The 15,216-nt window shown below is 46.7% G+C and carries 9 protein-coding genes; 4 read left to right on the top strand and 5 right to left on the bottom strand.

Annotated features, from left to right (window positions below; translation table 11 throughout):
• Positions 1-207: 207 nt before the first annotated feature.
• Positions 208-1,470, bottom strand: coding sequence for a NupC/NupG family nucleoside CNT transporter (locus tag HGH91_RS25885; protein WP_168741844.1), 1,263 nt, complete (start codon positions 1,468-1,470; stop codon positions 208-210).
• A 148-nt stretch (positions 1,471-1,618) separates the two neighbouring features.
• On the opposite strand from HGH91_RS25885, the gene HGH91_RS25880 reads away from it, so the two are divergent.
• The 3 genes from HGH91_RS25880 to HGH91_RS25870 all read left to right on the top strand — a co-directional run bounded on the left by HGH91_RS25880 (position 1,619) and on the right by HGH91_RS25870 (position 6,149).
• The gene (locus HGH91_RS25880) at positions 1,619-3,910 is read left to right on the top strand and encodes a c-type cytochrome (RefSeq protein WP_168741842.1); all 2,292 of its coding nucleotides are present in this window, start codon (positions 1,619-1,621) and stop codon (positions 3,908-3,910) included.
• A 279-nt stretch (positions 3,911-4,189) separates the two neighbouring features.
• Positions 4,190-5,755: an FMN-binding glutamate synthase family protein gene (locus tag HGH91_RS25875; protein WP_168741840.1), complete on the top strand. Its 1,566-nt coding sequence runs from the start codon at positions 4,190-4,192 to the stop codon at positions 5,753-5,755.
• Positions 5,756-5,771: 16 nt separating this feature from the next.
• Positions 5,772-6,149 (top strand): GreA/GreB family elongation factor, encoded by a 378-nt coding sequence (locus HGH91_RS25870; protein WP_168741838.1) that lies wholly within the window; start codon positions 5,772-5,774, stop codon positions 6,147-6,149.
• Positions 6,150-6,247: 98 nt separating this feature from the next.
• Here HGH91_RS25870 and HGH91_RS25865 read toward each other — a convergent pair whose 3' ends face one another.
• From HGH91_RS25865 to trxA, 4 genes are all read right to left on the bottom strand, one after another.
• Entirely contained in the window at positions 6,248-6,787 is a 540-nt protein-coding gene (locus HGH91_RS25865) for a DUF192 domain-containing protein (protein ID WP_168741836.1), read from the bottom strand.
• A 12-nt stretch (positions 6,788-6,799) separates the two neighbouring features.
• Positions 6,800-7,981, bottom strand: a complete 1,182-nt coding sequence (gene mqnE, locus HGH91_RS25860; protein ID WP_168741834.1) for an aminofutalosine synthase MqnE — start codon at positions 7,979-7,981, stop codon at positions 6,800-6,802.
• A complete protein-coding gene (locus tag HGH91_RS25855; protein ID WP_168741833.1) occupies positions 7,978-10,116 on the bottom strand; it encodes a M43 family zinc metalloprotease in 2,139 nt (712 codons plus the stop codon). The genes mqnE and HGH91_RS25855 overlap by 4 nt, the downstream gene beginning before the upstream one ends.
• Positions 10,117-10,257: 141 nt before the next feature.
• Positions 10,258-10,575, bottom strand: coding sequence for a thioredoxin (gene trxA / locus HGH91_RS25850; RefSeq protein WP_133810785.1), 318 nt, complete (start codon positions 10,573-10,575; stop codon positions 10,258-10,260).
• A 682-nt stretch (positions 10,576-11,257) separates the two neighbouring features.
• On the opposite strand from trxA, the gene HGH91_RS25845 reads away from it, so the two are divergent.
• Positions 11,258-15,211 (top strand): hypothetical protein, encoded by a 3,954-nt coding sequence (locus tag HGH91_RS25845; RefSeq protein ID WP_168741831.1) that lies wholly within the window; start codon positions 11,258-11,260, stop codon positions 15,209-15,211.
• Positions 15,212-15,216: the final 5 nt, after the last annotated feature.

Here is a 15,216-nt window from a genome sequence, read left to right as displayed (position 1 = left end):
CGGAACCGGATACAGGCAAACGAAGGTGGGCAATTGCTTTACCCTGGCTTCGTCTATCCTTTTTTTTGAAATATTTTTCCGATAAGTATATGAAACAGTGGCTGGCTATATGCTACCCACTGTTTTTTTATGGAGATACAGGCCCGCCGACAGCATAAAAAAGGCTGATCTAATCGACCAGCCTTCAAATATGATAGGTGCGTGCTGTTAGATCAGCATGCCTGCAATGGTAGCCGACATATAAGAGGCCAGCGTACCGCATAACAGCGCTTTCAATCCCAGTTTGGCCAGGTCTGTTCTCCGGTCTGGCGCCAGCTCTCCGATACCGCCAATCTGCATACCCACGCTGCTGAAGTTGGCAAAGCCTGCAATGGCAATAGTGACAATGGCTATTCCTTTCGGAGATATCACTGGTACACTATGGCTGGTCAGGCTTTTAAACGCTACAAACTCATTGATGGTCAGCTTTTGCCCCAATAGGGTAGCTACGCTTTGTACATCATCTTTCGGCACGCCCATGGCCCAGGCCATCGGCATAAACAATTTACCGAAAATCCAGTCCAGGCTCAGGTCGAAGTTCGGGTTGAACAGATGCCCAATATTAATCAGGCACCAGTCGACCAGCGCTATCAGTGCGATAAAACCGATCAGCATGGCAATAACGTTCATGGCTATCTTAAAACCATCGCCGGCGCCATGGGAAATAGCATCAATTATGTTAGTATAGTTGCTCTTTACTTCCATTTTTACACGGCCAAAGGTCACGCTTTCCTCTGTTTCCGGGAATACGATCTTGGAAATCACCAGCGCGCCCGGAGCAGCCATCAGGCTGGCAGTGATCAGGAATGGCGCAATATCCATTCCTGCCTGGAAGCCCATGTTGGCGTATACCACCAGGATACCACCGGCAATACAAGCCAAACTTCCACTCATGGAAGCCAGGATCTCACTTTTGGTCATGCTCGACAGGTAAGGACGTATCATTACCTGGGCTTCTACCTGGCCTACAAAAGCACTGGCCACATTGCTCAATGCTTCGGCGCCGCTTACCCGCATCACAAAGTTCATAGCCCGGGCAATTACCGCTACCACGCGCTGCATAATGCCATAATGATATAATACCGCTACCAGCACACATACCAGGATGATAGTGGCCGTTACGTTGAAGGCAAATACAAATCCACCGCCGGCAAAATCCTTGATGCTGCCATCCCGCTGCGATACGCCGATACCACCATATACGAATGATGCTCCCTTGGCGGCAAATGCTTCCAGTTTACCCATGGCATCACCTACTTTCTTAAAGAACCAGGTAATAGGGGGAACCTTGAATACCAGAAGGCCAATCAGTAGTTGTAATCCTATACCAGTAACAACGAGCCGGTAGTTTATTTTACTCCTGTTGTTGGAAAATAAAAAGGCAATACCCAGGATGAGGACAATGCCAAAAATGCCCTGAAAGCGTTCCATAAATGCAAATAAATCGTAAAATGTATGCAATGAAGCGACGAAGATAGGTTTTTTTGCCTTTGGAAATACTAAACTGTTATCTCATATAATTTTTCAGAAAAAATATAGGTAGAAATGTATTTTTATCTTTTGCAATCGAATTAAAAACATGCAGCGTAATCATTATTTTTTCCTTTCCACGTTAGCCATCGCCTTATTGGGCGCATGTCACCAGGGAAAACAACACGATAAAAAAAACAAACACGAAGAAGATTCCATTGCCATGCGGCAACAGTATGCCAACTCGCCTGTATTAGACGGAAAAACGGCTATCAGTCATATGGTGTTCGACAAAGGACTCGAAGTTCAGCTGGTTGCCGCCGAACCATTGGTGGTAGCCCCGGTAGCCATGACCTTCGACCAAGCCGGGCGCATGTGGGTAGTAGAAATGACCGGCTTCATGCCTGATACTGCCGGCACCGGGGAAGATAAACCCGATGGAAAAATTGTGATCCTGGAAGATACCAACCACGACGGGGTCATGGATAAACGCACCGTATTCCTCGACTCCCTGGTATTGCCCAGGGCCATATGCCTGGTGGAAAACGGGGTGCTGGTAGCCACGCCTCCACAACTGTGGTTTATAGAAAATGATCATGATAAACCCGGCAAAAGAACCCTGGTGGATGACCAGTATGCAGCCGGCGGCAACGTAGAACACCAGCCAAATGGACTGTTGCGCGCCATGGACAACTGGATCTACAATGCCAAATCAGATAAACGTTACCGGAAAGTGGGCAACAAATGGCTGAAAGAGGATACCCATTTCCGCGGACAATGGGGCATCACACAAGATGACCAGGGCCGCCTGTACTATAATAATAACTCTGAGAATTTGTTGGGCGACTATTTCCCACCAGGACTGGGAGGTACCAACCCGCTGCAGCAGCGTGCCGCCGGCTTCGACGAAAAAATTGTGCCCGACAACCGCACTTATCCACTCCATCCCACACCGGGGGTAAACCGCGGATACCAGAAAGGTACGCTGGATGACAGTCTCCGGCTGGTCAACTTTACCGCTGCCTGTGGACCGTTGATTTACCGTGGAGGCCTGCTGCCGGCCACCTATGCCGGCAACGCCTTTGTAGCAGAGCCTTCGGCTAATCTCATTAAGAGAAATATCCTGTCCGACAGCAGCTTTGTGGCAAAAGGTGTACAAGCCTACCAGGGCAAGGAGTTCCTGGCCAGCGATGACGAGCGTTTCCGCCCGGTGGACTTAGTGACCGGTCCTGATGGCGCTATCTATATTGCAGACATGTACCGGGGGATACTCCAACACAAAACTTATCTCACCGAATATTTAAAAAATGAAATAAAGATGCGGAAGCTCACGCTGCCGCTCAACTGTGGCCGTATTTACCGGGTCATCCCCGCCGGTAGCCACCCGGCAAATGTAATGCTGCATCCGGATTCATTGTGTAACCAGCTGCTCAGTAGTAATGGCGCCCTGCGCGATAAAGCGCAGCAGCTGTTGATCGATCATCATGAAGTAAGCCAGGCGCCCCGTTTAAGGGAGCTGCTGAAAGACAGCCAGCATCCCATAGCGCAACGGCATGCGTTATGGACCCTGGAAGGGCTGCATCAGCTCAACAGCGAAGATCTCGCCTTTGTATGGCAACAACCCGATCCTTCTTTGAAAGTGCAGGGCCTGGCCGCGTTGCCTTCCGTGTTAAACAGCGCTAATGTAAAAGCTGCCGTGGCTTCGCTGGATACTTTATCGGACAATAGTTACCTGGCGCCGGTAGTGGCGTATGTTTTACCGGCACTCAGTAAAGCAGATAAAGCAGCCGCAGCGCGACTGGAAGACAAAATGATAAAAGCGTATGCCCCTAACCGTTATGTGGCGGCTGCGCTGGTAAGTAATGCGGCCAACCGCGAGGCTGCCTTGTTAAAACAAGTCACTGCCTGGAATCCTGATACCACGCTGGTGTTGCGGAAGCAACTGCTGGCAGTGTTGAAGAACCTGGACAATAAAGCCAATGCAAAGAAGATGGAAGCGTTGCGTACATCGCTTCCCAGGGGATATAAGATATTTAATACTGTTTGTCAAACCTGTCATGGTAAAAACGGGGAGGGTATTGCCTCCATGGCACCGCCGCTGAATGAAAGCAATTGGGTAAATGGCAATAAAAATGCGTTTATCTCTATCGTATTATTTGGCTTAACCGGCCCGGTAGAAGTGCATGGTAAGGTGTACAAAGCACCGGAAATCAACGGCGATATGCCTGGTATTGGGGCCAGCGATGAGTTTAACGATACAGATATTGCGGAGGTGCTCACTTTCCTGCGTAGCGCCTGGAATAACAAGGCGGGTAAGATTACGGCGGCAGATGTACAACAGGTGAGAAAGCAAAGCCAGGGCCGTCAGAAGCCTTTCACTGCCGGTGAATTACCGAAATGATGTTTTTCTTTTAATAAAAGTCCTATATTTGCCGGATACAATTGATGAATCATTGCATCCGGCAAATAACATATTACTCCTTTCATGTACTCTCTGTGCATCCAAATGCATAGGTGGGTTTCTTTTGCCGTTCTTATCCTGCCCCAAAGACTTCAACACGTAATCCCGGGCAACTTTTAATTTCTAAAATGTTGTACCCGGGGGAATCATTGCATCTGTAGCTGTGTAGTGTTATTCCATCAAGTATTTTTTCCAAAACAATCTTATAAAATCAGTTTTATGAATCATCGGATAGCACGATGGGCAATTTATTTTTTATGCCTGTTGCTGGATGTGAGCGTCGCTGCAAGCCTTTATCGTGGATATTTAAGTGGTTGGTTCCTGTTGCCCGTGGCAGTGGGATTGAGCCTGTTAACGATTTACGACCGGCTGCAAGGAAAGCATGCCTTATTGCGTAACTACCCGTTACTTGGGCGTTTGCGCTACCTGCTGGAGCAAATCCGGCCGGAGATGCGGCAGTACTTTTTTGAATCCGACACCGACGGAAGGCCTTTCAGCCGGCGTCAGCGGGCAGTAGTATACCAACGCGCAAAAGATGTAAAGCAAACCGTTGCCTTCGGTGCGTTGGACAATATGTATGAACCCGGTTATGAATGGGCCGCTCATACTGCGTTTCCCATGAAGGTGAAACCGGAGGATTTGAGGGTAACTATTGGCAATGAACAATGTACACAGCCTTATAATGCCAGCTTGTTGAATATTAGCGCCATGAGTTATGGTGCGTTGAGTAAAACGGCGATTGCCTCGCTGAATGGGGGCGCACAATTGGGCGGCTTTGCGCATAATACGGGCGAGGGAGGTATCAGTCCCTATCACCTGCAAAACGGTGGCGCCTTGATCTGGCAGATTGGTACCGGTTACTTTGGTTGCCGGGATGAGCAGGGACATTTCTCCCCGGAAGAATTTACAAAAGCAGCAGCGGAAGGTGCTGTTAAAATGATAGAGCTGAAACTGAGCCAGGGCGCTAAGCCTGGCAAGGGAGGCGTACTGCCTGCAGCTAAAAACACCCCTGAAATTGCGGCGATCCGTAAGGTAACACCAGGGGTAAGCGTATTGTCGCCGGCCGGCCATACCGCCTTCAGTAATGAGTATGAGATGCTGGCCTTCCTGCAGCAGTTACGTAAACTTTCCGGAGGCAAGCCGGTAGGGTTTAAGCTGTGTGTAGGCCGTGCAGATGAGTTTGAGCGTATTTGCACCGCTATGGTTAATACCGGCATTTACCCCGACTTTATTACGGTAGATGGTGCAGAAGGTGGTACCGGGGCGGCCCCTTTGGAGTTTACGGACTCTATCGGGATGCCGCTGTACGATGCATTGGCGTTGGTAGTGAATATGTTGAAGCACTACGGGCTAAAGCAGCATGTACGTATCCTGGCGAGTGGTAAGGTTATCACCGGCTTCGATATTATGAAGGTGCTGGCTATGGGAGCGGATGCCTGTTATAGTGCCCGCGGAATGATGCTGGCGTTGGGTTGTATCCAGGCTTTGCAATGCGATAGCGGCAGTTGCCCGGTAGGTGTAGCTACCCAGGATCCAACGTTGTACCAGGGCGTTAATGTAGCCGACAAAAAGGTAAGGGTGGCTAACTTTCACCGCAATACCATTTATGCATTGGCAGAACTGATGGGGGCCTGTGGCTTTGCTTCCCCCGACAAAGTAAATCCTGCCGCACTTTACAGGCGTATAACCCGAACGGATGTACGCTCTTATGAAGAAATATATGCTCCGGATTATAACAGCAAAGCGGGAGCGGCGCTCTATCCGGGGCCATCTGTAAACAATTGATAAAAAACCGGTCATCATGAAAAAGAAACAGATCATTGTGTCCCTACATGATTACGACATCCTGAAAACCCTGTGCTACCATGCACCGGGTTCCGACAAGCTGAGAGAAGAGCTCGATAGAGCCGTGATAAAGAAAGGTAAGGTACCGGATGACGTAGTACAGGTAAACTCCACCCTGCAGTTCAGAGATGAGCGCAGTGGCGCCGTAAGAAGCGTTCAGCTGGTATTGCCGGCTGCCAGCAACATACAGCTGGGCAAATTATCAATTCTCTCACCGATAGGTACGGCCCTGCTGGGCTATAGTACCGGTGACGTGATAGACTGGGAAGTACCTGCGGGTAAAACGCAGCTGCATATCCTGGAGGTCGTGAATACTCCTGCGGCAGCAGTTTAAAAGAAGCTATTAGTGTTAGCGATCAAATATGTATCAATAGAGCAAAAAAAGACCCCGCTTCGTGCGGGGTCTTCCTTTTATAGAAAAATCATCATTACTTATTGGTAGCTGATTTTATCGCCATAACCGATGTGGTATTTATCACAGAAGCCGCCGTTTACTTCCAGCACATACTTCGCTTTTTTGTAGGAAGGAAGACTTTCCTCCGACAGGGGCGTCGCATATTTCTGGATGGACACGATTTCCATGTTATCTGCGATATAGATAATGTCGAGGGAGATGTAAGTGTTTTTCATCCAGAAGGCCCTTTCTTCCATATCAGGGAAAATGAACAACATACCCTGGTTGTCCGTCATTGATTTGCGGTACATGAGTCCATCGGCGCGTTGCTCATCGGTTTGGGCCAGCTGTATATCAATTTTACGCAGGGTGTCTGCACCTGATTTTGCGATGAAAGCCAGGGCGCCCTGTTTCTTGAAAGCAATCCCATTGGAGGTTTCGCCGGCCACGTCGGGCGTGGTAGTAGCAGCACTGTTTTCCGTAGTAGCGGTATTGTTGCTGCTATTATTACTTCCCTGCTGGTGGCAACCCGCAGCATATAAGCTGGCTATCAGTATACATTTAAGGTGTAGTTGCATAAGATAGAAATACTATTTGGTGAGCAGTTCTTCATCAGAAAAAACTACTTCGGTATAATCCTTTATTTCGTTGTAAACGGTGTCTCTTTCTACCGGGCGTCGGCCAGCCTGTTTGATCAGGGTAGCCAGCTGTGCGGTGTTCATGGAAGGGTTTTGTTCTTCCGCACCTGCCATCGAGTAAATTTTAGTGGTATCGTCGATGGTGCCGTCGAGGTCATTTACACCGAAAGAAAGGGTGAGCTGTGCGGTATTTCTTCCCAGCATAGGCCAGTAGGCTTTCAGGTGAGGGAAGTTATCCATGTACAAACGGGCTACGGCGTATAGTTTCAGGTCTTCCACGATAGAGCTTTCCGGGATATGGGCCATATCATTGCCTTTATTACGGAATTTCAGTGGAATGAAAGTATTGAAGCCACCGGTTTCATCCTGCAGTTGACGCAGGCGTTCCATATGGTCGATACGGTCGGCATAAGATTCGATATGGCCATACAGCATGGTGGCATTGGTATGCATACCGCGTTGATGAGCAGCTTTGTGAATGGCCAGCCATCCTTCGGCATCTACTTTATCGTGACAGATCTTCGCGCGTACTTCGGGGGCAAATATTTCTGCGCCGCCGCCGGGCATGGATTGCAGACCGGCTTCATTGAGGATGCGCATCCCTTCATCGATGCTCACTTTGGCTTTGCGGAACATGTAATCCAGTTCTACTGCCGTAAATCCTTTGATATGCAGATCCGGACGATGTGCCCTGATCTTTTGGATCAGCTCCACGAAGAAGTCGAGCTGCATTTTAGGATGAACACCGCCCACAATATGTACTTCTGTTACCGGTTGGTTATCGTATTTTTTCACGATATCCATCATCTGGTCTATGCTGAGTTCCCATCCATCTTCCCGGTTTTTATACAGGCGGGAATAAGAACAGAAGTGGCAGGTGAAAACGCAAACGTTGGTAGGTTCTATATGAAAGTTGCGGTTGAAATAAGTTTTATCACCATGCATCCGCTCGCGTACCTGGTTGGCTAAGGCGCCCAACAGGCCTACATCGCCTTTCTCGAATAAGATCAGCCCTTCTGCGGGTGTAATTCTTTCTGCCTGGAGTATCTTCTCTGCAATGCGTTTGATGTCTGCATCTATGTTGGCTTGCTGCAGGAGCGCTTGAACTGCCGGATTATCTTTTCTCGTCGTCATCTTACTTTCATTAATTTAATGGTATTGGCCCTGTTCCTGTAAATTAATTTTACAAAATAAACACCATTTGGCTCATTTACCAAATTAAAGGTCAGCCGGTTCCCGATGCCTATCTCCTTAGCTATTCTGCTCATAATAAACTGTCCGGCGGCATTGTAGATAGATACCTGTACCAGGTCTTCCGGTACCTGGTAAAAAGTGACCCAAACTACCCCGGTGGTCGGGTTAGGATTCACTAAAACGCCTTTTTCCCTTAGGGTAGGGTTCACTTCTTTAGTAACAATCCTTATATTATCAATATAAATGTTATTCTCTGAATTTGAGATATTTCTGAAGGCTACCTGGAATTTTGATTGATGTATGGCAGCGGTCAGATCCACAGAATCACGGCGCCATTCGGTGACGGTGGGCACAAATTCGGTTTGAACTGCTTTTTGCCGGGTGATGAGGTTGGCGCCCCATTTTGAATAGAGGAGTTGGGCGGTTTGGCGGCAGTCGGTGGTCACCAGCACCTGTAACGTATCCCAGGGATTGGAAGGAGATGCAGTGGCCGGATCCGTGTATACCGCGGCAGCTACATCGAAGAACAGGAACACGGAGTCGCTGTTTTGCGGATCCAGCACCGGGGTAATGAGGTCGTCTACCTGTCCGTTGGTATTATAACCCAGGTTACGCATGAGTGCGGAGGCGTTGCTGTTCTTGCCTACATCGCGACTGCGTTCCCAGGTGAAGCTGCGGTCGGGGTTGTAGAGGTCCCATCCGGGAGGGGGGAAGCTATCGTCTTCAAAGCCCTGTTCAAAGGGAAGGCGAGCTTCGGCATCGTAGCGGAAGCGGATACGTGCGGTATCGTTACTCACATTTTCGTCGGCCACGCCGTTGGGCAATTGCGTATAGGCTTTCAGGTTATAGCTGCCAATGGCCACATCGGCCGGCGGTAAAGTGGCGGTGGCCTGCTGAAGTGGGTTCAGGTTACCAATCCATTGATAGGAGGTAAGGGGGCCGTTGTTCAGCTGGTACCAGATGGTAGCAGCCGTGAGCGGGCGGCTGCCGCGGTTGCGGATGGTCACCACCGGGTTAATACGGGGATCGCATATTTTACCGGAAGGGGCTTCAATACTCACCAACGAGGCATCGTTGGCTACCAGGATAGGCGGTACACAACCATCGGAGGTCATCAGCGTGGCAGTGATATTTTCCAGCACATAGCGCATACGGTCTACCTGGCCGGCCGTGAAAAGGTGCATACAGGCATCGTCGGTATAGTCCATGTAGTTCATGAACATAACACCGGGCGCCACTGTGGTGCAGTTATCCAGTTTAGGGAAAGTGGGGCAGCCATAGGTATTATCGCCCTGCAGGGGCGTATCGGCAATCCCATCATCGATGGTACAACCGCCGTTATCATCTCCCCAGATATGCTTTAAACCAAAATAGTGTCCAATTTCATGGGTGCAGGTGCGGCCCAGGTCATACACCCTGCCTACGCTGCCGGTGGTGCCAAAAGCGGTATAGTGTACCACTACGCCCTCCTGTTCTTCCGGGAAGCCGGTACCAGGAGGAGCTGCCACACCGAGGTAATTACCGGAAAGGCGGGTGACCCATATGTTGAGGTATCTGGAATGATCCCAGGCGTCAGAACCACCTGTACTGTTGTACTTGGCGTCGGCGGCGCCACCATTGATCGAAAAACTTTGACCGGCGGCAGTTTTCACCTTTACAATGCCACTGGTAGGTTCTCCATCCGGCGTACGCTGGGCCAGGCAGAAGTTAATACGGGTATTGCCGATCAGCGGTTGCCATACTGCCGGCACCTGGCTGATATCTGTATTGGCAGCATTATAGTCACGGTTTAATACATCTATCTGGGAGAGTACCTGGTTGTAGGTAACGGCGCTGGTATCATCGAGCACAATATGCACCACTACGGGGATAGACACCGTTTGCGGGATAGCCTCTACTTTGGCGCGCTGGGCTTGCCCCAACATCATCTGACGTTCATTTTGCTGTACAATCTGCAGCAATCGTGGGTTTTCGTTTACGCGTTGTTGTATGACTTCGGCCGTGCCGCATTTCCGCTGCGCCACCGCTGTCAGGCCATAAAAAGAGGTAAACAGGATAATAAAGAGATAACGCAAAAAGGTAAGTTTTGGGAATGAAGATACGAGAAAGAATCTGCGAATGTATATGTCGCCAAAAAAGGAATGAGGAAAGGTGACATCAAAAAAAAAGCGTCCCGGTATATACCGGAACGCTTTTTCACTCAGTTTTTATAAAAATTACATATTGGCCTGAATTTTCTTATCCAGCACAGATTTAGGCACTGCGCCTACCTGTTTGTCCACTACCTGACCGCCTTTTACGAAAAGGATAGCAGGAATGCTGGTAATACCGTAATTGATAGACAACTGTGGGTTTTGGTCCACGTTCACTTTTCCGATGTTTACTTTACCTGCGTAATCTTTAGACAATTCTTCGATAACCGGACCGATCGCGCGACAAGGACCACACCATTCTGCCCAAAAGTCGATAACAGTTAATTTATCGGAATTCAGAACTTCTGTTTCAAAGTTCGCGTCTGTGATTTCTAAAGCCATATTCAAAAGTTTTAAAAAGGTATATTAATGATTGTTTTGATTTTCAAATTCGTATAATAGTCATCAAATCCTGATCCGAACGCAAATTACTGCATTTTTGACACGGTACTTATTGATTATCTCTATACAGGTATTGATTAAGCAGGGTGTAAAAGTAATGAATTTGTGATTATTAATGGTTTTTCCGACAATACCAGCAAGTAAGTATGAGTTTGGTTGATCAAAAAGCAATAAGTGGCAACGATGACAGTAAAAACATGGTGAGACGAATCGTCATATAATAGCTGACATTCCGACAATTGTAAGGCAGATAGCTTAATCCTAGGCAGGCATTATTTTCAGCTGGCTTTAATCCAGGTTTTTCTATTTCCTTATTTGTTTTTCTCCGCGCTATTTATTTTCTTTGCGGCCAAAGATTCATAATTAACCCAGCCTATATTATATGTTGTTGTTTTTGAAGAATGAGAATATACATTGTCCTGTTAAGAGAGCCCGTTTATCTATCACCACACCGGCAAACTCGCCACTAATGTCTTATTCCTGGCCAATGTTAAAGCGCTAACGGCGTTGGCACGTTGTTGTTTTAAAACGTATTTTTTAAAATCCTAGATAAGCACTACATAACCCGTAGTGTAATATTTTTCATGTCTGACACCGATTGTTGTCAGTTTACCTGTTACTTATGAGAGTATTTAAGAAGTTGATAATTGCCTGTGCCCTCGTTTTTTTATTCCTGCCATTTAGATTGTTAGCACAGGAGAACGCTACGGGAAGTTCGAATGGGGATGCGAGCACTATAGCACAACAACGCAATACCGCTATATCGGTTAACCTTTTTACAGGTATTCCTCAAGTGTACGTGCCTTTATTTACTTATGATCGGGGGGCACTCAGCTTAAATATCGGACTTAACTATTTCGCCGGAGGAGTACAAGTGAATGAGGATGCGCCAGAATCAGGACTTAGCTGGAATCTGAATGCAGGCGGAGTTGTTATGCGATCTGTCAGAGGAGTGCCTGATGACTATCCGCAGGTGGGGTATTTGAACTTGCCAGCCTATCCAACTACAATGGCAGATAGTACGCGAATGAAATACTATGATAACAAGCTGGATGCACAGGCGGATATATTTACTTTCAATTTTGATGGTGCATCAGGAAGATTCGTAATAGCTAAGGATCGCAGCATAAAGTTAATTGAGCAAAAGAACCTAAAAATTGTACCAGAATTTACCTCACTTCCCAATGCGACATATTCCCTTACTGGCTTTATAATTACTAAAGAAGATGGCACCAGGTATGAGTTCAGGGACATAGATCTGGAGAAGTTTGATGGAGAATCCAATGCTGCCATTCATGAATATCAATATTATCCCATTGCGTGGAACCTTACCAGGATTATTGCTCCGTTTAATGAAGATACTATATCATTCAAATACAAGATCTATGATATTCAAAAATCGGAGGCGGCACAAGAAAGTATCACGTTTGACAAAAATGACCAATACTACAATAGTAGTTTTGTGATTTTTAATCGTCGTTTAAATCGTATTCAGGATATAGTAATGCCTGGAGGTCAGTCTGTTTCTATTATTCGTTCAATGCGTCCGGATGATTATGGAGAAACTATAAAGTCTGTCGCCTTGTATAGTAATGGACAGGTCAGAGATAAGTTCCGATTCGATTATACTATATACGATGCAAGTAATAACAAGTGGATAGATAACTTTTACTTCGGTTTCGGAGTCTATCTGGGTGAGCAGGACAGCCACAAATATAGGGCGTTCCTGAAGCGAATTGTGAAGGAAACCCCTCAGGGCCAATTTCCATATTATTCATTTGTATATAATACAGATTATTTATTACCCAGCAAAGGTATAGGACTAAGTGGAAGTCCTTCGGGCCCAAAGGGATTAGGCTCAAATTCCCGGGATCATTGGGGATTTTATAACGGAAAGCCTAACAGTACAGGGATTCCATCGGTTACCGGTTTTCAGGGTGCAGACAGGGAGCCCAGTAGCACTTTCGTGCTTGCGGGAAGTTTAAAGAAAGTAGTTTCCCCGGAGGGTATGATCAGGGAATACACTTTTGAGTCGCATGACAGGGTTGGTATAACCAATGCCGTTCAGGAGGTAAATGTCAGTGCAAATTCACCTGGGAGCTATTCACTTAATCTCTCTCAGTATTACACAAGCAAGCATCAGCTTAATATCCGTCTGGATCCGGGAGCTGATTTATCAGAAAATCCTCCTGCTGGGTGTACTTATTCTTTCTATTTAAAGAATTCCAGCGGGCAAACTATTGACAGTAAAACCTATAGTTTTGATGTGCTGAACAATACGGGAGATGCCGTATGGGATATAAATGCACCCTCAGGTACCTATACTGTTACAGTACAAAAATCGGGCGGTTGTACGTTGCCCGTGAGTGCTTCCCTTGTAGTGAGCTGGAATAATAACGTAGTAAATGCGCCGAAAGTAATTGGGGGAGGAATCAGGATTAAAAAGGTGACTACCTATCCCGGTAATAATAGTGCGCCACCGATCACGTCGGAGTATAAGTATGTAATGCCAGATGGCGTTACTTCTTCGGGATATATGGCGCAATTGCCCAAGTATGAGTATACACGGCCAATTGTTTACACAGATGGTACAATGAGGGAAATTAGAATTGCATCCTCCGATCCTATTAATAACTTGAAGTATGTTGGGGGTAATCCAATCGGCTATAGTAGAGTAGAAGTATTAGAAGGCGGACAACAGGGAAATAACGGGAAGACAGTATATGAATTTTCTGATTTCCGGGATATTAACTACAATCAGGTTCAGGCTGAATATCCATATCTGCAGATAGAGAAAGCAGATTGGGGATTGGGCTTGCCCAAGAAAGTAAGTACTTATGACAATGCTGGGAAATTAAAGAAGGAAATTATTAATACATATAATATTATCCAGGCACAACTGACTGATCCATCCGTGGCTTCTGCACAGTTATCACATGTGAGTACTTCCAGTAATGGAATTTTTGATGTGAAGAAACTCCGTACGGATATGTTCTATCCACTGATCGGAAGAACTGAGTTGCTCAAAACTCAGGAAATAACACATTATGATAATAGTGGGAGCACTACGAATACAACGTCTTTTACTTATAGCCCGGTGCATTTTAATGTAAAGACAATTGTCCAGGACCTGGATGCTGCAAAGGGACTGTCGATTGAAAAAAGGTGTTACTACAACACTGATTATACTATTACGGGTGGTGTTTTTCAGACCTTTAAGGATAAAAGCATCACACAGCTGATGGCTACGGAGGAATGGATCACGGGTGATGCCGATCCACGGATGACCGGAGGAGAAGTAGTAGAGTACCAATCTTTCAATAATATTATTCGGCCATATAGGAATTATACTTTTGCCGCTAATGCGCCTGTTGCGCTAAGTGTTGCCGGCGCCTTTAGCCCGGCTGTACTGGTAAGAGGTGCGAATCTGTTTACGGTAAATGCGATTAATACGCAATATGACAACCAGGGGTTCTTACAAACCTCACAGAAAGAAGGACGTGTGTCTGCTATTTTGCTTGGCCCCGATAAGCAGGGGGCATTGATGAGAGTACAAAATGCCAACTATTCAGATGTTGCATATACCAGTTTCGAAACTTCCGAGAAAGGAAATTTCAGTTATAGTGGAAACCCGGTAGTTGATGATAATGCTTTAACAGGGCAGTACATTTATAACCTTTCCGGCGGGGCAGTTACCAGCGCCAATATTCGCCAGTCCATGGCTTATTCATTGAGTTTATGGTTTAGAGGAAGTGAACCGGTTGTTACCGGAGCTGCAAAAATTGCAGCGTTTTCCAATACTAAAACCGGATGGACGCTCAACGAATACAAAGTAAATCAGGCTACCATTAGTATTTCTGGAACAGCGTTGGTCGATGAAATCAGGCTTTTTCCTGTAGGTGCTGTAATGCGAACCCAAACGTATGAGTCATCATTAGGCGTAACTTCTGAATGTGGAGTGGATAATCAGCCTGTGTATTATTCTTATGATGTGTTTAAAAGACTGGTACTGGTCAGAAACCAAAACAGGCAAATTATCACTAAAAAAGAATATGGAGCTAACAGCGTATTACACACAAATCCCGTCTGGGATACCACTGGCGTAAACCGTTGTCAGACAGATAAGGACGGGGTTACTGGAATACTGGAAATAGAGTTAACAGACATCAATACGAATAGCGCCACCTGGGGCGCTACCAAATGGGTGACTGCCGGAAACTCGTACGCTTGTATACCGGCGGCGAGATACGAACCTACTGGCCGTAAGCGATGTATTGTAACATCGGATGGAAATAATACTGGTGGATATGATATAGAGCAACGGAATGTAAATCCGCACTCATCAACTTATGGAGCCTATCTTTGGGTGTATGGCGGTATAGATAATACAATGTGCCGTGATTTATGCATTGGTGAATTCAAGAAAATTATCAATGGCAAATGCGAAACCGGTAAGAAGGTATATATAGAATCGGAACCGCAGAAGACCGGCTGGCGATGCATTTACCAGTATGAATTTTCGGATGGAACAACTATAGGGCCATACGATGAATATTCTCCCAGCCCGTGTATGTAATCCTA

This window comes from Chitinophaga eiseniae (assembly GCF_012641265.1).
In the GTDB taxonomy this organism is placed as follows: Bacteria; Bacteroidota; Bacteroidia; order Chitinophagales; family Chitinophagaceae; genus Chitinophaga; species Chitinophaga eiseniae_A.
This window is presented reverse-complemented; position numbering and strand designations above follow the sequence as displayed.